Origin of the sequence: Amycolatopsis sp. NPDC098790, assembly GCF_044759945.1 — a bacterium.
Lineage (GTDB): Bacteria > Actinomycetota > Actinomycetes > Mycobacteriales > Pseudonocardiaceae > Amycolatopsis.
In genome coordinates this window covers 885,673-912,092 of record NZ_JBIWAI010000002.1, presented here as the reverse complement: position 1 = coordinate 912,092, position 26,420 = coordinate 885,673, and the positions used below count along the sequence as shown (strand labels likewise).

18 protein-coding genes are annotated in these 26,420 nt (G+C 74.1%); 10 read left to right on the top strand and 8 right to left on the bottom strand.

Annotated elements, in window-relative coordinates:
• The first annotated feature begins 36 nt into the window (after nucleotides 1–36).
• From ACIQWX_RS17830 to ACIQWX_RS17785, 10 genes are all read left to right on the top strand, one after another.
• Nucleotides 37–507, top strand: a complete 471-nt coding sequence (locus ACIQWX_RS17830; RefSeq protein WP_400871657.1) for an Asp23/Gls24 family envelope stress response protein — start codon at nucleotides 37–39, stop codon at nucleotides 505–507.
• Nucleotides 504–803, top strand: coding sequence for a hypothetical protein (locus tag ACIQWX_RS17825; protein ID WP_400871654.1), 300 nt, complete (start codon nucleotides 504–506; stop codon nucleotides 801–803). Before ACIQWX_RS17830 ends, ACIQWX_RS17825 begins: the two co-directional genes overlap by 4 nt.
• Nucleotides 800–976, top strand: a complete 177-nt coding sequence (locus ACIQWX_RS17820) for a hypothetical protein (RefSeq protein ID WP_400871651.1) — start codon at nucleotides 800–802, stop codon at nucleotides 974–976. The genes ACIQWX_RS17825 and ACIQWX_RS17820 overlap by 4 nt, the downstream gene beginning before the upstream one ends.
• Before the next feature lie 5 nt (nucleotides 977–981).
• Nucleotides 982–1,356: an Asp23/Gls24 family envelope stress response protein gene (locus tag ACIQWX_RS17815; RefSeq protein WP_400871648.1), complete on the top strand. Its 375-nt coding sequence runs from the start codon at nucleotides 982–984 to the stop codon at nucleotides 1,354–1,356.
• Nucleotides 1,353–1,880, top strand: a complete 528-nt coding sequence (locus tag ACIQWX_RS17810) for a DUF6286 domain-containing protein (RefSeq protein WP_400871645.1) — start codon at nucleotides 1,353–1,355, stop codon at nucleotides 1,878–1,880. Before ACIQWX_RS17815 ends, ACIQWX_RS17810 begins: the two co-directional genes overlap by 4 nt.
• Complete coding sequence (locus ACIQWX_RS17805) at nucleotides 1,877–2,449, top strand: alkaline shock response membrane anchor protein AmaP (RefSeq protein ID WP_400871642.1); 573 nt, start codon at nucleotides 1,877–1,879, stop codon at nucleotides 2,447–2,449. The genes ACIQWX_RS17810 and ACIQWX_RS17805 overlap by 4 nt, the downstream gene beginning before the upstream one ends.
• Nucleotides 2,450–2,768: 319 nt before the next feature.
• Nucleotides 2,769–3,224 (top strand): DUF4383 domain-containing protein, encoded by a 456-nt coding sequence (locus tag ACIQWX_RS17800; protein WP_400871639.1) that lies wholly within the window; start codon nucleotides 2,769–2,771, stop codon nucleotides 3,222–3,224.
• A 112-nt stretch (nucleotides 3,225–3,336) separates the two neighbouring features.
• Nucleotides 3,337–4,020 (top strand): alpha/beta hydrolase, encoded by a 684-nt coding sequence (locus ACIQWX_RS17795; protein ID WP_400871636.1) that lies wholly within the window; start codon nucleotides 3,337–3,339, stop codon nucleotides 4,018–4,020.
• Nucleotides 4,005–4,961 carry an SDR family NAD(P)-dependent oxidoreductase gene (locus ACIQWX_RS17790; protein WP_400871633.1) on the top strand — a complete coding sequence of 319 codons (957 nt, stop codon included), beginning with the start codon at nucleotides 4,005–4,007 and terminating at the stop codon, nucleotides 4,959–4,961. Before ACIQWX_RS17795 ends, ACIQWX_RS17790 begins: the two co-directional genes overlap by 16 nt.
• Nucleotides 4,958–5,182, top strand: a complete 225-nt coding sequence (locus tag ACIQWX_RS17785; protein ID WP_086681942.1) for a DUF6480 family protein — start codon at nucleotides 4,958–4,960, stop codon at nucleotides 5,180–5,182. The genes ACIQWX_RS17790 and ACIQWX_RS17785 overlap by 4 nt, the downstream gene beginning before the upstream one ends.
• Nucleotides 5,183–5,185: 3 nt before the next feature.
• Here the strand turns inward: ACIQWX_RS17785 and ACIQWX_RS17780 are convergent, their stop codons facing one another.
• The 8 genes from ACIQWX_RS17780 to ACIQWX_RS17745 all read right to left on the bottom strand — a co-directional run bounded on the left by ACIQWX_RS17780 (nucleotide 5,186) and on the right by ACIQWX_RS17745 (nucleotide 26,274).
• Nucleotides 5,186–6,247: a spore photoproduct lyase family protein gene (locus ACIQWX_RS17780; protein WP_400871630.1), complete on the bottom strand. Its 1,062-nt coding sequence runs from the start codon at nucleotides 6,245–6,247 to the stop codon at nucleotides 5,186–5,188.
• A gap of 175 nt (nucleotides 6,248–6,422) precedes the next feature.
• Complete coding sequence (locus ACIQWX_RS17775) at nucleotides 6,423–6,638, bottom strand: MbtH family protein (protein WP_400871627.1); 216 nt, start codon at nucleotides 6,636–6,638, stop codon at nucleotides 6,423–6,425.
• A gap of 23 nt (nucleotides 6,639–6,661) precedes the next feature.
• On the bottom strand, nucleotides 6,662–10,420 hold the full coding sequence (locus ACIQWX_RS17770) for an amino acid adenylation domain-containing protein (protein ID WP_400871624.1): 3,759 nt from the start codon (nucleotides 10,418–10,420) through the stop codon (nucleotides 6,662–6,664).
• Nucleotides 10,417–17,103, bottom strand: a complete 6,687-nt coding sequence (locus tag ACIQWX_RS17765; RefSeq protein WP_400871621.1) for an amino acid adenylation domain-containing protein — start codon at nucleotides 17,101–17,103, stop codon at nucleotides 10,417–10,419. The genes ACIQWX_RS17770 and ACIQWX_RS17765 overlap by 4 nt, the downstream gene beginning before the upstream one ends.
• Nucleotides 17,100–22,094, bottom strand: coding sequence for an amino acid adenylation domain-containing protein (locus ACIQWX_RS17760; RefSeq protein WP_400871618.1), 4,995 nt, complete (start codon nucleotides 22,092–22,094; stop codon nucleotides 17,100–17,102). The genes ACIQWX_RS17765 and ACIQWX_RS17760 overlap by 4 nt, the downstream gene beginning before the upstream one ends.
• A 21-nt stretch (nucleotides 22,095–22,115) precedes the next feature.
• Nucleotides 22,116–23,405, bottom strand: coding sequence for an MFS transporter (locus tag ACIQWX_RS17755; protein WP_400871616.1), 1,290 nt, complete (start codon nucleotides 23,403–23,405; stop codon nucleotides 22,116–22,118).
• On the bottom strand, nucleotides 23,402–24,343 hold the full coding sequence (locus ACIQWX_RS17750; protein ID WP_400871613.1) for a TauD/TfdA family dioxygenase: 942 nt from the start codon (nucleotides 24,341–24,343) through the stop codon (nucleotides 23,402–23,404). Before ACIQWX_RS17750 ends, ACIQWX_RS17755 begins: the two co-directional genes overlap by 4 nt.
• Nucleotides 24,340–26,274, bottom strand: coding sequence for a RiPP maturation radical SAM C-methyltransferase (locus ACIQWX_RS17745; protein ID WP_400871610.1), 1,935 nt, complete (start codon nucleotides 26,272–26,274; stop codon nucleotides 24,340–24,342). The genes ACIQWX_RS17750 and ACIQWX_RS17745 overlap by 4 nt, the downstream gene beginning before the upstream one ends.
• Nucleotides 26,275–26,420 lie beyond the last annotated feature (146 nt).

The following is a 26,420-nucleotide window of genomic DNA, read 5'->3' as shown; positions in this document are numbered from 1 at the left end:
CGAACACAAGACATCCGTCCGTGCGAAGGAGACACCATGACGACCGCCGCTGCCACCAAGGTTCCCGCGCAGACCACCTCGTCCGAGCCCGCCGCGAAGAGCGACGGCGCGCTGGTGACCACCCAGGGCTCGACGTCCATCTCCGAAGTCGTCGTCCAGAAGATCGCCGGACTGGCCACGCGTGAGATCCCCGGCGTGCACGCCCTCGGCGGCGGCGCCGCGCGGGCGTTCTCGGCCATCCGCGAGCGCATCCCGGGCGCGACCGCCTCGGCCGGCCAGGGCGTGTCGGTCGAGGTCGGCGAGAAGCAGGCCGCCGTCGACCTGCAGCTGGTCGTCGAATACGGCGTCTCCATCGCCGACCTCTCGCGCTCGGTGCGCCGCAACGTCATCACCGCCGTCGAGCAGATGACCGGCCTCGAGGTCGTCGAGGTCAACATCCAGGTCGGCGACCTGCACCTGCCCTCCGACGACGAGGGCGACAGCACCGACACCGGCCGGGTGCGGTGACCGCCGAGCCCGACGCCGCCCGGATCGCCGCCGCCGTGCTCGCCGTACCCGGGGTGGCCGGCCTGCACGGCGGCCGGTTCGGGGAGATCGCCACCCTCGTCCCGCCGCGGCGGGTCGTGGGCGTCCGGGTCCGCGACGACGACATCACCATCGCCCTCACCGCGCGGTACCCCCTGGTCGCCGCCGACGTCGCCGCGCAGGTACGCGCCGCGGCCGGCGTCCGCGGCCGCCCGGTGCACGTCGTGATCGCCGACCTCACCGACCAGCCGGCGCAAGACAAGGAGAAGGTTTCGTGACTTCCACCCACCTCGGCCTGTTCACCGGCCTCGTGCTCGGCCTGGCCGTCGCCTTCGGCGGGTTCGGGGCGTTCGCCGCCGTCGCCGTCCTCGGCGCGCTCGGCTTCCTCGTGGGCCGCGTCCTCGACGGCAAGCTCGACCTGTCCCAGCTCACCGGGCGCGACCGGGGCTGAGCGCCGTGACGACCACGCTGAGCGCCCCGGACCGCGGGACGCTGACCATCGCCGGCCAGGTGGTGCAACGCCTGGCCGCCCACGCGGTGCTCGAGGTCGACGACGTCGGCGGCGCGGCCGGCCGGATCCTCGGCGTCAGCCTCGGCGCCGAGGACCTCGACCGCCCCGCTCAGGTCACCGCGCACGTCGCCGACGGCGCCGTGACGCTCGACGTCCGGATCTCCATCGCCTACCCCGCCTCGGTCACGCGGACGACCGAACGGGCCCGCGAGCACCTCGTGCGCCGCGTCGAGGAGCTGACCGGGCTCACCGTCACCCGCGTCGACTTCACCGTCACCGCCCTGCATTCGTCCGGCATCCAGCATCGGAGGGTCGAGTGAAACGCCGACCTCGCCGCAGTGTCCCGGCTTTGCTGACCGCGCTCGTCCTGCTGGCCGGGTGCGTGCTCGTCACCGTCGTCACCGTGCAGCTGATCCTCGGCGAACGCCCGTGGATCAGTTACGACGCGGTCGCCGCCACCCTGCACGACCTGCACTGGACCGACCTCCTCCCGGCCGTCGCCGGAGGCGTTCTCGCGCTGCTCGGCCTGGTTCTGCTGCTCGCCGCAGTCCTGCCCGGAGCGGCCACCGTCCTGCCGCTGGACGGACTGTTCGACTCCGGCGCCGCCCGCGGCGGCTACCGCTCGACCCTGCGGGCCGCGGCAGCCGGCGTCGACGGCGTCTCCGCCGCCCGGGTCAAGCTGCGCACGCGACGGGTGAAAGTCCGGGTCGAGACCTCGCGGACCCAGCCCGACGGCCTCACCGACGCCGTCCGCGCGGCCGTCACCGACCGGCTCGACCGGATCGGCCCGGCCACCCGGCCCGCGGTGGCGGTGCGGGTCCGGGCCCCGAGGAGGACATCGTGACGAACCTCAACCGTCCCGCGCGGCTCAACCGCGTGGTGCTGGGGCTGCTGGGGCTGGTCCTGCTGGCCGCCGGCGGGTTCGCGGTGGCGACCCACTTCGGCCGGTTGCGCGTCGTCGACCCCGCGAGCGCCCTGGTGCCCGGCACGGCCGGACCGCCGACTTGGGTGCTGTACGCCGCCGCCGCGGTGGCCGTGCTGCTCGGGTTCCTGGCGCTGCGCTGGATCCTGGCCCAGCTGGCGCGCCGGCCGCCGACGCGGACGTGGCGCTTCGACACGGACCCGGCGCGCGGCCGGACCGAACTGGCCGCCGACGCGGCGGTCGCGCCGTTCGTGGCCGAGCTGCGGGAGTACCCGGGCGTGCACCAGGCCCGCGCCACTTTGACCGGGCACCGCGAAAACCCGGCGTTGGCTCTGGTGGTTTCGGTGGACCAAGACGGCGACCCGGTCGCGGTCCGCGAGCGGCTGGCGGCCGAAGGGCTCCCCCGGCTGCGGCAGGCGCTCGACCTGGACGAGCTGCCGGTGGCCATCGAATTCCGCTTCACGACCAGCACCGCCCCGCGGATCCGGTGAGGTTCGTCGGCCGAGGCGATCGAACACCGCGCAACGCTTCCACATCGCCGGCGGCGAAGCGCCGGCTGAGGCCATCGGCCGCCTCGCTCGTCACGGCGTCGTCGAGCCGGCGACCGATTCGACCTTCGACATCGGCGTTCTCCGCGAGGCGACGACGGCACCGACGAGCACGTCCGGTTCCGCGCATCCTGGACGCGGGACGTGCGCAATCGAGATCCGTCTGGCGTGGCGCATCGGTTTGTTAGCGAATTGGCCGGGTAGTCGGACAGTCCGGCACTCGACTCCGACGCCCCCGACCAGCCACCCGAAAGGTGCCTCCGTGACCAGCACCCGCGCCACCGCGACCCGTACTCCCGCCCAGCTCACCGCCGCCGTCGTCGCCGTGGTCTTCCTGCTCGTCGGCATCGCCGGGTTCATCCCCGGCCTCACCACCGACTTCGACCAGCTCAGCTTCGCCGGCCACGACTCGATGGCCATGCTGCTCGGCGTGTTCATGGTGTCGGTCCTGCACAACGTCGTGCACCTGCTCTTCGGCGTCGCCGGGCTCGCCCTGGCCCGCACTCCGGGCGGCGCACGCGGCTTCCTGATCGGCGGCGGGATCGTCTACCTCGTGCTGTGGCTTTACGGCTTGCTCATCGACCACGGCTCCGACGCCAACTTCGTACCCGTCAACACCGCCGACAACTGGCTGCACCTCGGCCTCGGCGTCGGCATGATCGCCCTCGGCCTCATCACGTCCGCGTCCGCGCGGACCCGGGTCCCGCCGCGCCCCTGAGCCACTTCAGGCGCGCCGGCCGCGAGGTCGTGCGGGCGCGGAGCCCACGAATCCCGCGCCCGCACGGCGGCCCCGCCAGTCCCCCTGCGACATCGGCCCAGGAGACATCCCCTTGGACACCACCGCCCGGCTCGTCCCGACCCGGACCCCGCCACGCCCGGACGGCGCCGTCATCGTGCTGCACGGCGGCGGCCGCGGCGGCGCCCGGCCGGTGAGCCCCGCACAGCTGTCGGTGCTGCGCATGATCCCCATCGCCCACCGGGTCGCCCACGCCGGCCGCGGCCGGCTCGCGGTGTGGCGGCTGCTGAACTCCGTGCGCGGCTGGAACGCCGCGCTCACCCCCGTGGACGACGTCCGCTGGGCGCTCGGGCAGCTCCGCGCCCAGCTGCCACCGGCGACCCCGATCGGGCTGGTCGGGCACTCGCTCGGCGGCCGCGCGGCGATCTTGAGCGCCGGCGAGCACGACGTCCGCAGCGTCGTGGCGTTGGCGTCCTATGTGTACCCGCACGACGGTGACGTCGACGCCACGGGCCGGCAGGTGGTGTTCGTGCACGGCACCGCGGATCGCGTCGCCGACCCGGAGAAGGCCTTCGCGGCCGCCCGCCGCTTGGCCCGGACCGCGCACGTCGGCGTCGTCCAGGTCCGCGACGGCGATCACGCGATGCTGCGCCGCCACCGGGTCTTCGCCGACCTGGCCGCCTCCTTCACCACCGCGGCCCTGCTCGGCCGCCCGCCCGCCGACCCCCACGGCCCCCTGGGCCGGATCCTGGACGGAGCGTCATGCACAGTCGCCTGAAACCGGCCCCACCGCGGGTCGTGCTGATCGTCGGCGCCACCAGCGGAATCGGGCTGGCCACCGCCGTCGCGTTCGCGGCCAGGGCCGACCGGCTCGTCCTGGTCTCGCGCAGCCCCGAAGCGCTCGACGCCGCCGAGGCAGCGTGTCGAGACGCGGGCGCCGACGTGGTCGACACCCACGCCGAGGACATCGGTGACCCCGCCGCGGCCGAGCGGATCGTCACCAGGACCCTCGACCGCCACGGCCGGCTGGACGTCGTGGTGCACACCGCGGCGGTCATGGGCTACGGCGGCGTCGAGGAGATGCCGGCGGACGTGTTCACGGCTGTCGTCGACACCGCCGTGCACGGGACCCTCCACCTCGCCCGCGCCGTACTTCCGGTCCTGCGCGCCCAGCACACCGGCACGTTCATCGGGGTCAACTCGTTGCTGGGTTCGGTCACCGTTCCGCGGATGGGCGCCTACGCCGTGTCGAAGTGGGGCCAACGCGCCCTGCTGCGCACCCTGCAGCAGGAGACCCGGGACGAGCCGCGGGTGTCGGTCTGCATCGTCAGCCCCGGCAGCATCAACACCCCCATCTACTACCAAGCGGCCAACTACACCGGCCACGCCACCCGGCCGCCGTGGCCGGTCCTCGCCCCGGAACGGGTCGCCGCGGCGATCACGCGGCTGGCCGACCGGCCCCGCCGGCACGTGTCCGTGCCGGTCGGCCCGGGAAATCCCCTAATCATCACCGGATTCCGGCTCCTGCCCCGGCTGTACGACCACCTGGTCGGTCCGCTGCTCCGGCTGGCTGTGCTGACCCGCGTGCGGCTGCGGCCGACACCGGGCACGGTCCACCGGCCGGCACCCGCCCACGAACGCGTCCACGGCCACTGGCCGGACCCGACCGGAGAACAGGTGAAGCCGATGCCGACGGACACCCCGGCGGTGCGCTCGTGACCGCGCCCGGACCGGAGCCCGAGGAGGTGCCGGGCCTGGAGCCCGGCGGGTCGGTCACCCCGGGCGACACGCCACCCGACGCAGGGCAGACGTCCGGGCTGTCCCACCCGCAGCCGATGCCGTCGAAGAAGGGGCCCGTCCTGGCGCTCGTCGTCATCGGGATCATCGTGGCCGGGACGGCGGCCTTCTTCCTGTTGCGCGCCTTGGATTTCCTGGATTGACGCTCACGTCCAGTACAGCACCCGCGCCGCGGGAAGCCGCCGCTCCAGCGCGGAGCCGAACCACGCGCGCAGCTCCTGCATCTCCTCGCGCCGGTACACGTACTTGACGGAGCCGTACTTGCCGAACTTGCGCGAGCGCTGCTCCGGGTCCATCTCCAGCTTCGTGCGCGGGTACCACCCGGTCAGCACTTCCCGGCTGCCCGGCGTGAACCGGTGCGTGATGCACTCGACGGTCAAGTCGAGCCCCGGCACCGCGTCGAGCTCCGCGGCCGCGGCGTCGAGCAACGCGCCGTACTCCTCACGCCAGCCGGGCACCGGCATGATCGGCGCGATCGTCAGCCCGACCGGGTAGCCCGCCCGCGCCAGCCGGCCGAGCCCGGCCAGCCGGGCGGCCACCGGATCGGTACCGCCTTCGAAGCGCCCGGCCACGCCCGCGGCGTTGACCGACGCGCGGATCCGCGTCCGACCGCCGTGCGGCAGGCCGAGCAGCGGCTCGACGGCACCGAACTTCGTGGTCGCGCGCAGCTGCACCCGGTCGCCGAAGTCGTGGGTGCCCACGTGCGCGACCGCCGCGGCGAGGCTGCCGGTGACGTGCTCGATGCCGAGCGGGTCGGTGTAGCACGACGCCTCGAAGGTCGTTCCCTCGTGCGCCCGCGCGGCCGTCCCGGACGTGACACCCCCGCGACCGACGTAGGCATCCATCCCGGCGAGGATGTCGTCGAGGTCGGCGTAGACGCGGGTGACCGGTGGACCGGAGAGGGACCCGGCCAGGTAGCAGTACTGGCAATGCGCGGGACAGCCCTCGGCGAGGTCGAGCCGCCAGTCCGCGCTCGGCGGGATGGGCTGCAGCTTCCGCTTCGAGGGCGGGCTGACCACCACGGCGAGCGTCGACTTCGCCCGGACGTAGGTGGCGCGCTCGTCCTCGCCCCGCAGGCCGGTGATGCGATCGGAGCGCAGGAAGTCGATGTCGGTGACCCCGGCGGCCTCACACCGCGCCACGATCCGCGCGGCGTGCGATCGTTCGGCGGCCGAGCGGGTGACGACCACGTGCTTGGGAAGCCACAAGCGCGGGCGAGCGTGCTGTACGGAAGCCATCACTCGTGTTCAACGCAGCGTTCGGGAAACGTTATCCCGCCGCCGGGTTGATGTCGCTCACACGCCGTCGATCGGGACTGTCGGTGTCGTGGCGTTGCCCGTCCGGAAAGACTGCGCCACTGGCCCTCGTGTCAGCACTCCATCGTCAGATGCGACCTTCCATCTCGCGCACCAGGCTGCGGGGCCGCATGTCGGTCCAGTTCTGCTCGATGTGGTCGAGGCAGGCCTGCCGGGTGCCGGCTCCGTGGGCCACCACCCAGCCCGCGGGCACGTCGGCGAACGTGGGCCACAGCGAATACTGCCCTTCGTCGTTGACCAGCGCGAAGTACTCGGCGTCCGGGTCGTCGAACGGGTTGGTCATGGAACGCACCTTTCCCTCGGTTTTCACAGTCCCGGCAGGGTCTCCCGCAAAGTTCGCGCCAGCTCAGCGACGAAGGGCGCGCGCAGCAGGGAATAGTGGCCGCCGGGCAGGACGTGGACCCCTCGGAGGTCCGGGCACAGTGCCCGCCAGGCCGCGGCGGCTTCCGCCCGGACCGCGGCGTCCTGCTCCGCGGCCTGGACCAGGACCACTGGCCCGCCGTAGGGCGCCGGACGGTACTGCCTTGCCGCACGGCCATGGGCTCGGGCCAGGTCCAGCAGCCGCGCCACTTCCGCCTGGCCGGCGTCCGGTGCGGCGAACGGATCCGCTTCCGTCCCGGCGTCGGGCAGCATGGTGGGCGGGTACGTCTCCCCCAGCACCACCATGCCCGGCTGCTCGCCGATCGCGGTGAGCAGCGCGGCCACCTCGAGCGCCACCAGCCCGCCCATCGACCACCCCAGCAGCAGCAACGGCCCGTCGGGCCGGGTCCGGCGCAGCCTCGTCGCGTAGCGCCCGGCGAGGTGTTCGACGGTCTGCTCGGCGCCGTCGTCCGGCGGCGGGGCCTGGAACCCGTGGACCGCGCACGGGAGCTCCGGGCTCGCTGCCAGCTCACGGTAGCCCAGCACGCTGCCCCCGGCGGGGTGGACGCAGAACAACGGCGGGCCCGCGCCGCCGCCGGGCAGGGCGACCAGGCAGTCGTCCGGCTCGGGGTCTCCGCCGTGGCGCACCAGGTGCGCGAGTCCCCGGACCGTGGTGGCCGCCGGCGTCCCGTCCGCCGCCGGTTCGAACAGGAGCGACACCGGGAGGCTGCTGTCGAAAGCCGCGTTGACCCGCGCGATGAGCTGCACCGCGAGCAGCGAATGGCCGCCCAGGTCGAAGAAGTCTTCGTCGGCGCCGACCGGCGCCCGGTGGAGCAGCTCTTCGAACAGCGCGGCCACGGCCGCCTCGGTCGCGTCGGCCGGCGGCACGCGGGCCGCGCCGCCGGACTGGGAAACGCCGGCAGCCGGTAGCGCCCCGACGTCGGGCTTTCCGTTCCCCGTCAGAGGAATCTCCGGCAGCCAGGTGCAGTGGCGGGGCCGGCAGGCCGGTGGCAGCCGGGCGGCCAGAAACTCGAGCAGCTCGCCGGTTTCCACCGGGGAACCGGCGACGTACGCCTCGAGGTACTTCTCGTCGCCGGAGTCCGTCCGCGTCACGACCAGGGCGTCCCGGACGGCCGGGTGCTCGAGCAGGGCTGCGCGGGTCTCGGCGGGCTCCACGCGCACGCCGCCGATCTTGACCTGCTCGTCGGCCCGGCCGGCGAAGTACAGCTCGCCGGCGGGCCCGCGGAAGCCGAGGTCCCCGGTCCGGTAGAGGCGGCCGCCCGGCTCCGCCGCGAACGGATGCGCCACGAATCGCCCGGCCGTCACCGCGGGGTCGTCCAGGTACCCCCGCGCCAGCCCCTCGCCGCCCACGTAGATCTCCCCGAGCACGCCCGGCACCACCGGCTGCAGGTCCGGGCCGAGCAGGTGCATCTCGACACCGGTGATCGGGTGGCCGATCGGCACGGCGGCACCTTCGGCGAGGTCGGCGGGGATCTCCTGCGCGCAACAGCCGACGGCGGCTTCGGTGGGCCCGTACTCGTTGAAGACCCTCGTGGCCGGTGCGTGCCGCCGCCACGGGCCGAGCAGGCCCGCCGGCACCGGCTCCCCGCCGAGCACGAGGGAACGGGTCGTGCCGGCACACGTTTCGGGCGACAGCAGCGCATTCAGCACCGCCAGGTGGGACGGAGTCACCTTGACCAGGTCCAGGTCCGACCGTGCGGACAGCTCGGCCGCCAGCCCGCCGGCCTCCCGCCAGGCGGGGTCGAGGTGCACGGCGGCGCCGGTGACCAGCGGGACGAACAGCGCGGTGACCGTCAGGTCGAAGCCGATGGACGTCGGGACCGGCGCTCCGGCACCCCCCGGCGTGGCATAGGTTTCCGCGGCCCACCGCACGTAGTTGCCGATGGCCCGGTGGGTGACCATGACGCCCTTGGGCGCGCCGGTGGACCCGGACGTGAACAGGACGTAGGCCAGGTCGTCCGGCGACGGCGGCGGGATCCGCGCGACGTCGCCGGACGGGACGTCCTGCTCGTCGACGAGCAAGACCTTCACGTCGGTCCGGTCGCTCAGCGGGCCACCGCGCCGGGCCAGCAGCAGCGGGCACCTGACCCGCGCCAGCAACGCGTCCAGCCGCCGCATCGGCAGCGCCGGATCCAGCGGCACGTAGGCGCCGCCCGCTTTGAGCACGGCGAGCAACGCGACCGGCAGCTCCGCGGTGTGGTCGAGGCAGACCGCGACCGGGACCTCCGGCCCGACGCCGCGTCCGCGCAGCACCCGGGCGAGGCGGTCCGCGCGCACGTCGAGCTCCCGGTAGGTCAGCTCCGTGCCGGCTGCGCGGACGGCGACCGCATCCGGGGACCGCCCGGCCTGGGCTTCGACCAGCTCGTGCAGGCACCGTGCGACGGGAGCCGGGCCGGCGGCGCGCACCAGCTCGGCGCGGGTCGCGGCGTCCAGCGCGCTGGCGGAAGCCACGGGAACGTGTGGTCGGGCGAGGAGCCCGGCGAGCAGCGTGCGGTACTGCGTGGCGAGACATCGGACGTAGTCGCGGCCGAACCGGCGGGTGGAGTAGTGCCAGACGACCGTGGCGTCCGTGGCCGTCCCGGCGAGAACGCATTCGAGCTTGAGCTCCGCCGGTTCGTCCGCGACGTCGTCCCAGCGCACGGCGAAGCGCACCGGCCCCGCCGGGTGCGGGGGCTCGGCCCGCTTGCACTCGAAGGCGACGTCCCACCGCGGGTCCGCGGCCGCGTAGGAGCCGGTGAGGTACTTCTCGAGCTCTTCGGCGTCGGCCAGCCGCCCGGCGGCCTCGGCGGTCAGGTGCTCGAAGCTCGCCGCGGCGCCGGAGTCGACGCCGAACCACTTGGCGAACTGCCCGCAGCAGGTCCGCATCTCCTCGTAGGGCCGGGCGGGGACCGCCACCCCGACGGTGACGTGCGCCAGCCCGGTGATCCGCACCAGCAGGGTCTGCCAGGCCGCGAGCAGCACGGCCGGGGCCCCGACCCCGTGCCGCGCGGCGTAGTCGTCCACCTCGGCCGCCAGGGTGGCGGGCAGCGCGGCGGTGACCGTTTCGACCACCTCGGGCTCGTCGGCAGAACCGCCGCGGCGCAGGGGGAACCGGGCCGCGACGCCCAGCTTTTCGCCGGCCAGCAGGGCTTCGGCGTCTTCGTCCGGCTCGATGTCGTGCTGCCACTCCGCGAACTGGCTGTAGGCGAGCCGCTCGCCGGAGCGGAACGCACCGTCGTAGCTCGCGGCGAGCTCCGCGCCCAGCAACCGCAGGGACGCGCTGTCCGCCGCCAGGGCCGAGGTGGTCAGGAGCAGCTCGTGACTCCGCTCGCCCAGCCGGAACAGCACGGCGCGCGGGGTCGCGGGGACGGCCGGAGCCCGCCTCGCATCCCGCACGGCCCGCGCGATCCGCTCGGCGCGGGCGCCGCCGTCGAGGTGCCGCAGGTCTTCCACCGTCCACGAGACCGGGTCGCCGTCTCCGGCCACCTGGACCGGAATCCGCACGCCGGGCACGCGGTGGTAGGACGTGCGCAGGATCTCGTGCGCCGCGACGACGTCCTCCAGCGCGCGCACGAGCCGGTCGTGCTCCAGCGGCCCGTCGACGGCGAGCAGGACCTGCGCCCAGGCGGGCGCGCCGGTTTCGGCCCGCCGCCACAGGCGCCGCTGCTGCGCCGACAGCCGGTATCCCTCGACCTGCGAGGTCATCCCCGGTCCCCTTCCGCCCGCCGTCCGTCGAACCGGACCATGTCACCCATCGCCACCAGCAGCTTCCGCTCGCCCCGGAACGGGTTGCGGGCGTGCGCGGCGAGGATGTTGTCCACCATCAGCACGTCGCCGCGCTGCCACGGGAACACGACTTCGAGTTCTTCGTAGACCGCGCAGATCTCCGCCATCGCCGCGTCGGGGATCGGCGTGCCGTCCCCGAACCGGCACTCGCGCGGCAGGCCGTCCTCGCCGACCGCCGCGAGCAACGACGTCCGCGTGACCTCGTCGAGGCAGGCGATGTGCCAGTGCTGCGCCTGGTTGAACCACGACCACTCGCCGGTGACGGGGTGCCGGACGACGGCCGGGCGCACCGCCTCGGTGCGCAGACGATCCCCTCGCCACTCCCACCGGAACCCCTGCTCGGCGCAGCGGGCTTCCACCTCCGCGCGGTCGCCGGTGCGGAAGACGTCGCGCCAGTGCAGTCCGAGCCCGGACCCGTACTGGCGGATGTAGCACACCTGCTTGCGCGCGAACTCTTCACGCAGGGCCGGGTCGAGCCGCCGGTGGACCTCGCGGCTGTCGACGACCGGCGTCTCCCCGCCGGTTTCGGCGGGGAGGGCGCAGCAGAACCAGATCTTCGTCGGTCCCACGTCGTTGAACGAGTTCTCGTTGTGCCACAGCAGCTTCTTCTCCGGCGGGAAGAACACGGGCGTGTAGACGCCGCCACCGAGCCTCGCCCGCGGGTGCTCGCCGTTCTCCGCGAACAGCTCGTCGACGAACACCCCCGCGAACCGTTCCAGCCGCGTGGGTTCGGTGACGCCGAACCCGCGGAACAGGAGGGCGCCGTGGTCGAGCAGCGCCGACTCCAGCCGGCCGCGGCTCTCCCGTGCCCAGGCGACGAGGTCGACCTCTTCACCCGCGGGCCGCAGGACCAGCGGCAACCGGGCCCGCTCCGAAAGCGGCGCTTCGACGACCGCGTCCCGGGCGGACAGCGTGATCTTGGCCGGTGTCTTCCGCAGGGCCGTCGGCGGCCGCAGCTCGGCCCGTCGCTTGCGAGCCGGGATGGGCGCGTCCGTCCGCCGCACCAGGTCCTCGACGGCTTCGAGGTACTCGCGCCGCATGCCTTCCACCGTCTCGCCGGTGAACAGCTCGGTGTCGTACTCCCACATCCCGGTGAGCCCGTCCGGCCCGTCCTGCAGCAGCACCACGAGGTCGAACCGGCTGGTCTCGATCACCGGCGGCCGGAACTCCGCGATCTCCAGGCCGGGGACGGCCGCTTCGGCCCGCCGCGTGGTGTTCAGGACGAACTTGACCTGGAACAGCGGGCTCTGGTTGCGGCTGCGCGGTGGCCGGACCGCCTTCACGACCTCCTCGAACGGCAGGTCCTGGTGCGCGAACGCGTCCAGGGTCAGTGCCCGCGTCCGGCGCAGCAGCTCGCGCCAGGTCGGCTTCCCGTTCAGGTCGGCCCGCAGGACCACCTGGTTGACGAAGAAGCCGATGAGCGGTTCGGTCGGGGTGGCCGAGCGGTTGGCCACGTCGGTCCCCACCACCACGTCGGTGGCGCCCGCGCGCCGCGCGACCAGTGCGAACAACGGGGCCAGCAGCGCCATGAACAGCGTGCACTCCTCCGCTTTGCCCAGTGCGCGCAGCGCGTCGGCGGTGGCCGCGGGAAGCCGGAGGTCGAGCGCGCGGCCGCGGTGGGCCGGCCTGGCCGGGCGCTCCCGGTCCAGCGGCAGACCGGGCAGTTCCAGGATGCCCTCGAGGTGGGTGCGCCAGTAGTCGCGCAGGTCGTCCTGGTGGCCCTCGTCGAGCAGCCGGCGCTGCCAGACCGCGTAGTCGGCGTACTGCACGGCCAGCTCGGGCAACCGCGGCGGACGCTGCTCGATCCTGGCCGTGTAGCTCTCCGCCAGCTCGTCGCGCAGCAGCCCCACCGCCCAGCCGTCGACGCTGAGGTGGTGCACGGTCAGCAGCAGGATGTGCTCGGTCTCCGACATCCGCACCAGCGCCGCCCGCACCACGGGCGGGCGGGACAGGTCGAACGGCGCGGAGTACTGCCGCGCGGCCAGCCGCCCGGCCTCCCGCTCGCGGTCCGATCCGTCCAGTGTGGACAGGTCGACGAGCGGGATGTCCAGCGGCTCGGGCGGGAGCACCTGCTGGAAGGGCCGTCCGTCGCGGGGCACCAGCACGGTCCTGAGCACTTCGTGCCGCGCGACGACCTCGTCGACTGCCGCCCGCAGGTGTCCCGTGTCGAGAACGCCTCGCAGCCGCAGGAAGACCGGGAAGTTGTACTGCACGCTGTCCGGCTCCAGCTGGTTGAGGAACCAGAGCCGTTCCTGGGCGAAGGAGGCGGGGACCACTCCGTCCCGCGGCACCGGGACGAGCTCGGGCCGCCGCGGTCCGGCGACCTCGCCGAGCCGTTCGTCGAGGAGCCGCGCCTGCGCCTCGACCGTCGAGGCGTCGAACGGCGCCCGGATGGGGACTTCCACGCCGAACTCCTGACGCAGCCGGAAGACCAGCTGGAAGGTCAGCAGGGAGTGCCCACCGAGGTCGAAGAAGTCGTCCGCCGGGCCGATCCCCTCCCGGCGCAGCAGTTCCGCCCAGATCGCGGCCACCCGCCGCTCGGTCGGCGTCATCGGCCGGCCGGCCGCGACGGCCTCCGGCCCGCCGCCGGTGTCCCCGTCCGCCGCCAGCCGGGCGCGCACGGCCGCCCGGTCGGTCTTGCCGGTCGCGGTCAGCGGGATCGACGGCACGAAGACGTACCGCGACGGCCGCAGCGCGGCGGGGAGGTGGTCGCGGGCCAGCGCTTCCAGCTCCGGGCGGCACGCCACCGCTTCGGCGTGCCACTGCGGGTCGTTCGCGTACCGGTGCGGGAACCCGGCGTCGTCCGTGCTCTCCGCAGGCTGAGGCGGCACCGGAGCCAGGTCGAGGTCCAGGTCCGCGAGGACGTCGCTCAGCATCGCCGAAGCGGGCGCGACAGCCAGCCGGGCCCGCAGCGCCAGGTCCCGGGTCAGCCGCGGATCAGGGCCGGTGGGCTCCGGCGGGGACGCTGCGGCCGGGTCACCGCCCACCGTCAGGACGACGTCGTAGCGGTACCGGCTCAGCTCGTTGTCGTACCCGGCCGGTTTGCGCAGCACCCGCACCCCGGTGATCCGGGGCGAGCGCCGGGCCAGCTCGGCGAACAGGCGCGGGTCGAGGCAGAGCTCCTCCTCCGCCTCCACCCGGCGCCGGACCTCGGCCCGGACGCGGTCGACCGGGGTGGCCGGGTCGGCCCGGGACGCCTCGACCGAGGTGTGGAAGGTTTCCAGCAGCGTCAGGTCACGCAGGTCGCCGAGGAAGACGTGCCCGCCGTCGGCCACCGCCCCGACCGCGCTTTCGAGCACACCGGTCAGGTATTCGACCGACGGGAAGTACTGCACGACGGAGTTGAGCACCACGGTGTCGAACCGGTCCCCCGCGCGGACGGCCTCATGCGCGGGGGCGACCGCCAGTTCGGTGCCGGTGCCCGGTTCGGCGGCGAGCACGCGGCGTACGTACCCGACGGCGGCGGGCGAAAGGTCGGTCCCCCGGTACAGCTCGCAGCCCGGGGCGAGGCGGAACAGGATCATGCCGGTGCCGCAGCCGATCTCCAGCACCCGGCGCGGGCCGAGGGCGGCGATCCGGTCGACCGTGCCGTCCAGCCAGGCCCGCATCTCCGCCGGTTCGAGGGGCTCGCCGGTGTAGCTGCTGGTCCAGCCCGTCAGGTTGACCGTCGCGGCCGGTCCGGTCTCGAGCTCGCCGTACGTGTCGTCGTAGATCGAGCGCCAGTCCGCGGTCTTCTCCTCGCGCCGCCCGGCGCCCGGCGCGGTGCTCACGAAAGCGACCAGCCGGAGCTCGCCGGCCGCCTCCTCGGGCAGCACGACCGCGCGCCGCACCCGGTCGTGGCGCTCCAGCACGGCTTCGACCTCCGTGGGTTCGACCCGGTGACCGCGGATCTTGAGCTGCTCGTCGGCGCGGCCGAGGTACTCCAGCGCGCCGTCGGCGAGGTGGCGGACGACGTCCCCGGTGCGGTACACGACCGCGCCGGGCACGAAGGGGTCGGCGACGAAGCGTTCCGCCGTGCGACCGGGAGCGTTGACGTATCCCCGGCCGACTCCGCCGCCGCCGACGTAGAGCTCACCGGGCGCGCCCACCGGCACCGGCCGCAGGAACCCGTCGAGGACGTAGAGCCGCACGCCCGGCAACGGCCGTCCGATCGGGACCCGCCCGGACGGCGAGACGTCTTCGCCCAGCTCGTGGGCCGCGCAGGCCACCGCCGTCTCGGTGGGACCGTACTCGTTGACCAGCCGCCCGGCCGCGCCGCCGCGCCAGGCCCCGACGTGGTCCTCGTGCAGCGCTTCGCCGCCGATCACCAGCGTCCGCGCCCAGACCTCGTCGCGGCGGTCCGCGCCGGCGCCGTCCAGCAGCCGCAGGTGGGAGGGGGTGAGCTTGACGAACGCGAAGTCCTTGTCGGCCGCGGCGGACGCCCGCAGCGCTTCGCCGGGCACCTCGGAGTCCTCCAGCAGCACCAGTTCCCGGCCGCTCAGCAGCGGGGCGAACAGGCTCGTCACCGTGAGGTCGACGCCGAGCGACGAATGCACGGGCACGGTGCCGCCCGAGCCGGCCGGGAGGTAGGCCCCGGCCGCCCACCGCAGGTAGCCGGCGACGTTCCGGTGGGCCAGGACCGCGCCCTTGGGCAGGCCGGTCGTTCCCGAGGTGTACATGACGTACACGGCGTCTTCGGGTCCGGCCCCGGTCCGGGGCGGCTCGGCCGCCTCCGCCGCGACCGCGTCGGCGAACACCACCGCCGCGTCGCCGCCGTCCACCCGCCCGGCCAGGCCGGACCCGGTCACCAGGCAACTCGCGCCGCTGTCCCGGATCACGTGCGCCAAACGGGCGTCCGGATGCGCCGGCTCCAGCGGCACGTAGGCCGCGCCCGCCTTGAGCACCCCCAGCACCGCCACCACGGCCTCCGGGGACCGGGGAAGCAGCACCGCGACCGTGGCGCCGCGCCGCACGCCGAGCCCGCGCAGGTGGTGGGCGAGCCCGTTGGCCCGCCGGTCGAGTTCGCGGTAGGTCAGCGCGGGCCCTGCGGCGGCCGAGACGGCGGTCGCATCCGGGGTCGCTTCGGCCTGGCGGGCGAAAAGCTCGTGCAGGCAGGCGATCCCGGGCGGCACCGGCGCGGCGTGACGCCAGCGCTGCACGAGCCGGGCGCTCTCGGCGGAGTCGAGCACCGGCAGCGCACCGGCCGGCGTCGCGGGGTCCGCGGCGACGGCGTCGAGCAGGACCTGCAGCGAGCGGGCGAACCGGGCGGCGGTGCCGGCGTCGAACAGGTCCGTGGCGTAGCCGAGCCGGCAGTCCAGCCCGGCCGCGGTGCGGGTGACGTTGAGGTCGAGGTCGAACCGCGCGCCGTCGTGGCCGACGGCCAGCTCGGTCAGCTCCAGCCCGGGCATCGCCGCGACCGCCGGTGGCGTGTTGTGCAGCGTGAAGTTGACTTGGTAGAGCGGGTTGCGGCCCGGGTCGCGGTCGGGGTGCAGGCGCTGCGCGACGAGGTCCAGCGGGACGTCCTGGTGGTCGAAGGCGGCGAGGCAGGTCGCCCGCACCTGCGCGAGCAGTTCGCCGAAGCCCTGCCGCTCGCGCACGCGCGTCCGCAGCACCACCGAGTTGGCGAAGAACCCGATCAGGTCCTGGAGCCCGCGGTAGCGCCGGTTCGCCACCGGCGTGCCGACGCAGACGTCCGCCCGGCCGCTGTAGCGGGCCAGCACGACCTGGAAAGCCACCAGCAGCACCATGAACAGCGTGGCGTCCGCGCCCCGCGCGACGTCGGCCAGGCGGCCGGTCACCGACGGCGGGACGGTGAACCCGTGGACCGCGCCCCGGTGGGTCGGCACGGCCGGCCGGGGCCGGTCCACCGGCAGCGCCGGCTCGTCCGGGGCATCGGCGAGCTCACGCTGCCAGTGGTCGAGCTGCCCGCGTGCCTCGTCGGTGGCGACCCAGTCCTGCTGCCAGCGCGCGTACTCGGCGTAGGTCACGGTCAGCTCGGGCACGCGGGGCGGCGTGCCGCCGAGCCGCGCGGTGTAGTGCTCACCCAGTTCGCGGACGAAGACCGAGAGCGACCAGCCGTCGACGACGGCGTGGTGGAAGGTGAGCAGCAGCACGGATTCCCGCGCGGAGAACCGCAGCAGCCGCGGCCGCAGCAGCGGGCCGGCCGCCAGGTCGAACGGGCGGGACTGGTCGTCACGGGCGACCCGGTCGAAGGCCGCGTCCCGCTCGGGGCCGGGCAGCGCCGAGAGGTCGGTGACCGGCAGGTCCATCGGGCGGGGCGCCGAAACGTGTTGCACGACCCGGCCTTCGTCCACGGTGAGCGTCGTCCGGAGGGCTTCGTGGCGGTCCAGCACGTCGTTCAGCGCGCCGGTCAGCGCGCCGACGTCCAGGTCACCGGTGAGGCGGTAGGCGACGGGGCTGTTGTAGGCGGCGCTCTCCGGAGCCAGCCGGTGCAGGAAGACCATGCGGCGCTGGGTGAACGACGCGGGCGCCTGCCCGCGCTCGTCGGTGCCGGGCAGGCCGGTGGCCCGGCCGCTCTCCCAGATCCGCTGCCGCAGCAGCGCCCGGCGCTCCGGCGGCAGTTCCCGGACCCGGTCGGTGACGTTCTTCGGTTCGACGGTCATTTCCGTGCTTCACCCCCGTGTGCGGTGCCCGGGTCCGCGGCGAGCCCGGTCAGTTCGGCGATCAGCGTGTCCAGCTCGTCGGCGGGTCCGGACGGTGCGGCGGCCCTTGTCCCGACGACCTCCGCGAGGCCGGCGATGGTCGGGTGGTCGAACAGCGTCCGCAGCGGGAGCCCCGGGCCGAGGCCTTCGCGGATCCTCGCCATGACGACCGTGGCGAGCAGGGAGTGCCCGCCCAGCGCGAAGAAGTCGTCGTGCACGCCGAAGCCGTCGACCTCCAGCGCGCCCGCCCAGATGTCCCACAGGGCGCGTTCGTGCGGCGTGCGCGGCGCCACGGCTTCGGTGTCCAAAGTGCGCAGTCCCGCCTCCGGGCCCGGGAGCGCGCCCTCGTCGAGCTTCCCGCTGGCGGTGGTGGGCAGCCGGTCGAGCAGCACGAAGTGGTTGGGCACCAGGAAAGCCGGCAGGCGCCGGGCCAGCTCCTCGCGCAGCCGCGCCGCCGTCGGTGCGTCGCCCCGGCCGAGCACCAGGTACGCCACCAGCCGCCGGTCCTCGCCGACGTCCACTGTGGACACGGCGCAGGCGCGCACCCGGTCCGTGGCCAGGAGGGCGGCTTCGACCTCCCCGGGTTCGACGCGGTGGCCGCGCACCTTCACCTGGCGGTCGAGCCTGCCGAGGAACCGCAGCGTTCCGTCCGCGGCCCGGCGCACCTGGTCCCCCGTGGCGTACATCCGGCTCCCCGGCGGGCCGAACGGGTCGGCCACGAACCGGCGGGCGGTCGCGCCCGGCTGCCCCGCGTACCCCCGGGCCAGGCCGTGCCCGCCGACGTAGAGCTCGCCGGGGACGCCGGGCGGCACCCGGCGCAGCCGCCGGTCGAGCACGTGCAGCGTCGTGCCGCCGATGGCGCGGCCGATCGGCACGGCCGCGCCCGGCTCCGGCGGCCGCTCCATCCGGTGGCACGTGGAGAAGGTCGTGTTCTCCGTGGGCCCGTAGCCGTTGTGGAGCCAGCGCGGCCCGCCCGCCCGCAGGACCGTCGCGGTGCGCCCGGGGTCCAGCACCTCGCCGACGACGAACAGGTGGCGCACTCCGGCGAAGCCCCCGGGGTCGACGTCGACGACCTGGTTGAACAGGGTGGCGGTCAGCGACAGGACCGCGGGCCGGTGGTCGCGCACGGCCGCGAGCACCTCGTCGGGCCCGAGCGGGCGGTCGCCGGGCAGCACCACGACGCGGGCGCCGTGGGCCAGCGCGCCCCACACTTCGAAGGTGGTGATGTCGAAGGCGGGGTCCCCGAGGTGGAGCACCACGTCGCCGGCGGTGATACCGACGTAGTCCGGATCGGCCACCAGCCGGGCGACCCCGCGGTGCGGGACGCCGACCGCCTTGGGGTGCCCGGTCGAGCCCGAGGTGAACACGACGGCCGCCAGCCCGTCCGGCCGGGCGCCTTCGCCGTCGGGCGACGGGCCGGCCGGAACCGGGCCGTCGAGCGGCACCGCCGGCACGGTCACCCAGGACGGCGGCGCGCCCCGGGTCACCACCGCGGCCGGGCGCGCCGTGCGCACCATCAGCGCGAGCCGTTCGGCGGGGTAGGCCGGGTCGAGGACCAGGTACGCCGCACCCGCCTTGAGCACCCCGAGCATCGCGGTGACGAGGTCGGCGGAGCGTTCGAGCAGCAACCCCACCGGGGCGTCCGGGCGGACCCCGGCGGCGGCCAGAGTGGCGGCGAGAGCGCCCGCGCGCCGGTCCAGCTCGCGGTAGGTCCACTGCCCGCGCGGGTCGGCCAGGGCGATCCGGCCGGGGAACTCGGCGACCTGGGCGCGGACGAGGTCCACCACCGTGTCCACGGGCCGGAACGCCGCCGCGGCGGCGTTCTCGCGCTCCAGCAACGCCCGGTCCACCGGGGACAGCAACGGCACGTCCCGGAGGTCGCGGCCGGGATCGTCGAGGACCGCGGCCAGCACGGCGTGCCACTCCCCCGCCATCCGCTCGACGGTCGGGGCTTCCCACAGGTCGCTGGCGTAGCGCACTTCGCAGGACAGGCCGTCGGAGGCTTCGACGACGGTGAACAGCAGGTCGAACGGCGCCGTCGGCGTGTCCACCGGCACGGTCCGCGTGCGCAGCCCCGGCAGCTCCGGCGCCGGGTGCGGGCCGCCGAGCAGCTGGAACACGACCTGGAACACCGGGTGCCGGCTCGGATCGCGGTCGCCGCCGAGGGCCTGGACCACCTTCTCGAACGGCGCGGCCTGGTGGTCGTAGGCCTGTTTGCACGCCACCGCCGTCCGCCGGACCGCGTCGCGCAGGGTGAGCGGCGGCGCCAGGTCCACGCGGATCGCGAGCAGGTTGACGAAGAAGCCGATCAGGCCTTCGGTTTCGGGACGGCCGCGGTTCGCCGCGGCGGTGCCGACCACGACGTCCGACTGGTCGGCCCGGCGGCCCATGGCGACGAGAAAAGCCGCCAGCAGCACCATGAACAGGCTCGCGCCCTCCTCCCGGCCGAAGTCCCGCAGCCGCGCGGCGAACGCGGCGTCGAAGTCGACGTGGTGGCAAGCGCCCCGGTGGGAGGGCACCGGCGGGCGGGGGTGGTCGGCCGGGAGGTCGAGCACGGGAAGCCCGGCCAGCCGGTCCCGCCAGTAGGCGAAGTCCTCGTCGAACGCGCCTTCCTCGAGGCGTTCGCGTTGCCAGGCGGCGTAGTCGGCGTACCGCACGGGCAACGGTGGCAACGCCGGCTCGTCCCCTCGGAGGGCCGCGCGGTAGCCCGCCGCCAGCTCGGCGGTGAGGATGTCGAGCCCCTGCGCGTCCGCGGCCACGTGGTGGACGACGAGCACCAGGACGTGGCGCTCCTCGGCGGTGCGGAGCAGGTCCGCACGCAGCAGGGGCCCGGTGTCCAGCGCGAACGGCCGGGCGACCAGTTCGGCGACGGCCTCGGCCACGGTGACGCTCGGGGCTTCGGCCGAGGTCGTCCGCAGGTCGGTGGTGCCCAGCGGCACCGGCTCGGCCGGGCGCACGACCTGCCGCAGTTCGCCGCCGATGCTTTCGAGGCAGGTCCGGAGCGCCTCGTGCCGGGCGACGCAGGCGGAGATGCTCCGGCCGAGGGCGCCGACGTCGAGCGGCCCTTCGATTTCGGTGACCAGGTGCAGGTTGTAGACCGCGCCCGCCCCGGTCAGCTGGTCGACCAGCCACAGGCGTTCCTGGGCGAACGACGGCACGCCGCTCATGGCCGCCCCCGCCGGGATCGGCGCGGGCACCGCCGCCCGGCCGGGCAGCACCGGCACCCGGGCCGCCAGGAGGATCGCCGACGGCGCCTCGAAGATCGCGCTGAGCGGCAACTCGACTCCGAACCGCTCGTTGACCCGCCAAAGCAGCCGCGTCGCCGACAGCGAATGCCCGCCCAGCGCGAAGAAGTCTTCGTCCGCGCCCACCTCGGCGAAACCGAGTACGTCGGCGAAGAGCTCGCACAGCGCCTCTTCCGCCGGCGTGCGCGCCGCGGTGCGGCTGCGGGCCACGGACCCGGCGAGCAGGCGCCGCGCGTCGAGCTTCCCGCTGGGGGTCAAGGGGAATCCGGACACCACCGCGAGCACCGACGGCACCAGGTACTCCGGCAGGGACCCGCGCAGGGCACGGCGCAGCCCGGCCGGGTCGACCCCGTCGTCGGCCGCGGCGATCACGTACCCGGCCAGGTACCGGACGCCCCGCGCGTCCTCGCTGACCACGACCGCGGCCCGTGCGACTCCCGGCTGCGCGGCGAGCGCCGCTTCGACTTCGCCGAGCTCGATGCGGAAGCCGCGCACCTTGACCTGCTGGTCGGTCCGGCCGCGGAACTCGATCACGCCGTCCGCTCGCCGGCGCGCCAGGTCGCCGGTGCGGTAGAGCCGTTCGCCGGGGGTGAACGGGCTGGCGACGAACCGCTGCGCCGTGCGGGCCGGATCGCCGAGGTACCCGCGGGCCAGCTGCACGCCCGCCACGTACAGCTCGCCGTCGGCGCCCGGGGGCACCGGCCTCAGCGCGGCGTCGAGGACGTGCAGGCCGGTGTTCCACACGGGAAGGCCGATCGGGACCGGGCCCGGGTCTCCGGCCGCCGTCCAGCAGGACACGTCGACGGTGGTTTCCGTCGGCCCGTAGAGGTTGTGCAGCGGCGCGGTGAAGAGTTCCCGGAACCGGCCGGCCGTGCGGGCGGACAGCACCTCGCCGCCGGCGAAGACGTGCCTCAGCGAGGTGCACGCGGCAACGCCGGGCACCGAGAGGAACAGGTCGAGCATCGACGGGACGAACTGGATCAGCGTCACCCCGTGCCGGCGCACGAGTTCGGCGATCCGGCCGGGGTCGCGGTGCGCCCCGGGCTCGGCGAGCACCAGCGTCCCGCCGGCCAGCAGGGGTGACCACAGTTCCCACACGGACGCGTCGAAGCTGACCGGCGTCTTCTGCAGGAACCGGTCGTGGGGCCCGAAACCGAACTCTTCCTGCTTCCACCGCAGCAGGTTGAGCACCGCCGCGTGCGGGACGACGACACCCTTCGGCCGCCCGGTCGATCCCGACGTGTAGAGCACGTAGGCCGGCGACAGCGCACTGATCCGCGCGGCCGGGTCGGTGCCGGCGAACCGGGCCGGGTCCGGAGCCGTCCGGTCCAGCCGGACCACGGCCCCGGGTGCCGGAGCGGACCCGGTCGTCAAGGTGAGCGAAGGGCGGGCGTCGGCGAGCATCCCCTCGATCCGGGCGGCCGGGTACTCCGGGTCGACGGGCACGAAGGCCGCACCGCTCTTGAGCACCGCCAGCAACGCCACCACCAGCTCGAACCCGCGCGGGAGCAGCACCGCCACCCGCTGCTCCGGGCCGATCCCGCGCTCGATCAGCAGCCGGGCCAGCCGGTTGGCGCGGCGGTTCAGCTCCCCGTAGGTCAGGGCGTCCTCGCCCAGGACCACGGCGACGGCGTCCGGGGCACGCCGGACCCGGGCTTCGACGAGCCCGGCGAGCGTCGGCTCTCCCGCGGGCGGGTGGTGCGTCACGAATCCTCCCCGGCTCGGTGCTCAGCGCACATCGGTGGACGTGGCCGTCCGCGGCCCGGACGGGTCAGGCGGTGCTTCGGCCGGCTGGGGATCGCGTTGCCGGATCGGGCTGAACAGGCCGATCGCCACGACCACCAGGAACACCCCGCCGACGGCCAGCAGCGGCCCGCGGGCGCCGAAGTGGGCGACCAGCGCGGTCAGGACGACGGCGCCGACCGGCCCGAGAGCGCTGTGCAGCGTCCAGAAGGCCGCGGTCACCCGTCCGAGCAGGCGGTCGGGGGTGAGCTGCTGTCGCAGGGACATCGAACAGATCCCCGCCAGCGCCATGCCGGCGCCGTAGGCCAGCGCGGCGCCGTCGGCGACCGCGAGGGCGCCCGTCACCCCCATCAGGGCGACGGCGATGCCGCACACCACGTACGAGGTCAGCCAGCACGTCCCGAACCCCCACCGGCGACGCAGCCGGGCCGTCAGGGCGGCGCCGAGGATCGTGCCCGCCCCGGCGAAGCCCAGCAGGTACCCGACCGCGCCGTCGCCGTGGCCGAGCTCGGTGCGGACGCGGTAGATGAACACGTCGAGCAACCCCAGGCTCAGGAAGGTGATGACGGTCAGCAGCATCGTCACCGCGCGCAGCACCGGGCTGGCCCACAGGAACCTCAGCCCGGTGACGAAGCTCGTCCGCACGTCGCGCCAGGCCGGCGCCTCGCCCGGGTCCACCGCTCGGGTCCGCAGCCGGATGGACACCAGCCCGGCGACGGAGACGGCGAAGCTGACCGCGTCCAGGGCGATGGCCACGGTCGAGCCGAAGGACGCGGCCACCGCGCCGGCCAGGACGGGCCCGGCCACGTGGGCGATCGCGTCGGTGGTCTGCAGCCGGCTGTTCGCCTCGACGATCCGGTCGCGGTCCACCAGGTTGGGCACCGCGGCGACGTACCCGACCTGGAACAGCATGCTGAACACCGACGCGCACGCCATGACCGCGTACAGCAGCCACACCTGCGGTTCGATCGCCCAGCACACCGGGATGGCGCCGTAGAGCACCGCGCGGGCGACGTCGCACCAGATCATCAGCCGGCGCCGGTCGATCCGGTCGACGACCATCCCCGCGAACAGCCCGGTGGCGATCGCGCCGGCCCCGGCGACGCCGGTGAGCAGGCCCATCTGCGCCACGGACCCGGTTGCCTGCAGCACCAGCAGGGGCAAGGCGACCAGCGCGAAGGCGTCGCCGAACGCCGAGGTCGTCTGGACCGCCCAGAAGACGGCGAAGTTCCGGTCGCGCCACAACGGGCGGACGCGCAGGTTCGGAGTGCTCATCGGTGCGCGGGTTCCCGCGAAGGCTCGGCCATGGCGACGGCGATCCGGCGCGGGCCGGTGAACGGCTCACGACCGTGCGCGGCCAGCATGTTGTCGACGACCAGCACGTCGTCGCGGTGGTAGTCGAAGCGGACGGCGGCGGACCGGTAGCACGAGCGCAGGTGCTCGGTGACCGCGTCCGGGATCGGGGCGCCGTCGCCGTAGTAGGTGTTGCTGGGTAAACCGTCCTCGCCGTACATCTCGAGCAGGCCGAGCCGCACGGGTTCGGGCAGGGTCGTGACGTGGAAGACGGTCGCGTGGTTGAACCACACGAGAACCCCCGTGACGGGGTGGCGGTGCACCGCGTCACGAACCGCCTCGGTGCGCAGGCGGTCGTCGTCGCGCCACCGGGCCCGGATGCCGTTTTCGGCGCAGTAACGCGAAACCTCGTCCCTGCTTTCGGAGCCGAACGCCTCGCGCCAGGACAGGCCGACCTCGTCGCTGTAGTTGCGCACCACCATCCAGCGGCGCCGAGCGAACTCCTCGCGCACGTCCGGGTCGATCGCCTCGAGGATCCGGCGCGTGTCGGCCAGCGGCGTCGCACCCCGCGTGTGCGGCGGTTCGACGCAGTGGAAGTACAGCACCCGCGGCCACACCGCCTGGTAGGAGTTCTCGTTGTGCAGGAAGATCTCCTGGTCCGGCGGGTAGTCGGTCGAGGTGTACACGTGGCCCTTGATCACGGTGCGCGGGGACGACCGCTCGGAGTAGGCGAGCGCGGGACCGGACAGCGTGCGCACGACGGATTCGAGGCCGTCGACGCCGCCCACGGAGAACCCGCGCAGCAGTACCGCTCCGTGTTCCACGAGCGCTTCGCGCAGTTTCGCGCGCTCCGCGCGGACGCGGTCCACGAGCTCCTCCCCGCTGCCCTCGACGACCAGCGGCAGCGCCGGGGCCGTCACCGGCGGTCTTCCCGGGCGCCGGTGAGCACCGGCAGCAGGCGCCGGTCCCCCGGCTCGGCGGCGGGTGGTTCCGGCGCGGCCTGGTCACCGCCTTCGGTCAGCACCAGGCTCAGCAACCGCCCGTTCTCCTCGAACAGCAGCCCCCGCGACTTCAGCAGGGCGATCCGGCCGGCGAGGTCGGCCTCGCCGCCCGGCCAGGCGGGGGCGAGCTGGTCCGGACGCGCCGGGGAGGCCAGCCGTCGCAGCAGCTCGGCGGTCTGCTCGTCCACGGGGTGCTCGACCGGCACCCCCGACCGCGAGTCGCGCACGACCGGCCCGGCGGGACCCCCGCCGATCAGGCGCAGCTCCGGGCGGGGGCCGTCGCCCGCCCAGGCCGCGCGCCAGGCCGCGACCAGCTCGCGCAGCCGCTCGTGCCAGGTCAGCGCGTTCTGCATGTACCGCCCGAGGTTGTGGTCGGCGAAGAAGTACGCGAGCTCGTCCAGCGCGTCGGCGTCGAAGGGGTAGGTCAGGCCGTAGAAGTCCATCGGGTGCAGGTCGAGCCCGAACTCCGCACGCCGCTTGAAGTACGGGCTGAACCGGTCGAACCGGACCATGAAGACCCCCACCGGCGGCGGCAGGTGCGTCAGCAGGGGCAGGTCGTGGGTGTACCGCTCGTACACGGACTCCTCCTCGCGGGGGAAGCCGATGAGCAGGTTCCAGTCCGGGTCGATGCCGAACTCGTCGCAGTTCTTCAGGAACTGGAGGTTGTGGAAGGCCGTGGTGCCCTTGGCCATCAGCTTCAGCGTGGAGCTCGCCAGTGCCTCGATGCCCGGCTGCACGACGGTGACCCCCGCCGCCGACATCCGGCCGAGGTCCTGGCGGCTCAAGGGCAGCTTCACCTCGTAGTAGATCGAACCGCCCTCGGGTGGTTCGAGGTGCGGGAAGACTTCCTTCGGGTAGCTGCGGGGCATCACGTTGTCCGTGCAGAACAACGAGGTGTACTCCGGCGCGAACCCGAACAGCCAGTTGAACTGCTCGATCGCCAGCTTCGGGTCCATGTTGCGGTAGACCATGCTCTGGCCGTTCAGCCCGCAGAAGGTGCAGTGCGACCGCTGGCCCCACCAGCAGCCGCGGGAGGTTTCGAAGAACAGCATCGGTTTGCTCGTCCCGGTTTCCCGCAGCCCGGGGTGCGCCTCGAGCGCGGCGAGGAAGCTCCCGTACTCCGGCAGCAGCAGGTCGTCGATGTCGTGGTCGCTGCCGATCGCCCCGCGGAAGCGGCCGTCGTGGCAGTTGCGGCGCGTCACCACGCCCGGAATCGCGTCGGCCCGCTCGGGGGCACCGTCGAGGACGTGCTCCAGGAAGCCGGGGAACGTGTCGAGAGCGGGCCCGGAAAAGACGTAGTCGACGACGTCGACGTGTTCGGCGATCACCGCGCCCATCGGCGCTTCGCAGTTCGCTCCGCCGAAGGCGATCAGCACCTCGGGCCGCCGCCGCTTGAGCAGCCTGGCGAGCGCGATGCTCGGCACGTGCTGGGCGAACATGGAACTGAACCCGACGAGGTCCGCTTCGGCGAGCCGGTAGCGGTCGATCAGCCGCTCGCAGAGCGCGGGCAGGCTCGCCCGCAACGCGAGGATGCGTCGCCGGAACTCCGCCCAGTGCTCGCCGCGGTAGAAGCGGCGGAAGTACTCCTCGGTGTTGTCCGGCGCGTCCGGGAAGGCGATCTGCCGGAACAGCCAGTCCCCGAGCCCGGTGTCCACGTGGTCGTGCGTGACGGAGATCGACTCGTAGGTCGTCGCGCCGAAGTGCTCGGCGATGTCCTGGTTCAGATAACAGACCTTCCCTTCGACCCGACCGTCGAAATCCCGGCCGAGCAGCGCGGCCAGTTGACTGAGCGCGAAGGACGGCCGGTTCCAGTCGGCGAAAGGCATGTTGACGAAAGCCACCCGAAGCATCAATCACTCCCCGTTGGTGCCACCCCGAAGCAGATACGGCGGATTGTTTCCGCGTCGCACTCGGCCCATGCGAATTACGGGCATGCCGAATCAATCGCCACGCGTACGGGCGAATTGACGGCAAGCCGATGAACCCCCGGGCGCCG

Excerpts from the sequence above, each read along its gene's own strand:
- ACIQWX_RS17830 (WP_400871657.1), top strand. The coding sequence starts at position 37 with ATGACGACCGCCGCTGCCACCAAGGTTCCCGCGCAGACCACCTCGTCC.
- ACIQWX_RS17790 (WP_400871633.1), top strand. The coding sequence starts at position 4,005 with ATGCACAGTCGCCTGAAACCGGCCCCACCGCGGGTCGTGCTGATCGTC.
- ACIQWX_RS17775 (WP_400871627.1), bottom strand. The coding sequence starts at position 6,638 with ATGACCAACCCGTTCGACGACCCGGACGCCGAGTACTTCGCGCTGGTC.
- ACIQWX_RS17770 (WP_400871624.1), bottom strand. The coding sequence starts at position 10,420 with ATGACCTCGCAGGTCGAGGGATACCGGCTGTCGGCGCAGCAGCGGCGC.
- ACIQWX_RS17765 (WP_400871621.1), bottom strand. The coding sequence starts at position 17,103 with ATGACCGTCGAACCGAAGAACGTCACCGACCGGGTCCGGGAACTGCCG.
- ACIQWX_RS17755 (WP_400871616.1), bottom strand. The coding sequence starts at position 23,405 with ATGAGCACTCCGAACCTGCGCGTCCGCCCGTTGTGGCGCGACCGGAAC.
- ACIQWX_RS17745 (WP_400871610.1), bottom strand. The coding sequence starts at position 26,274 with ATGCTTCGGGTGGCTTTCGTCAACATGCCTTTCGCCGACTGGAACCGG.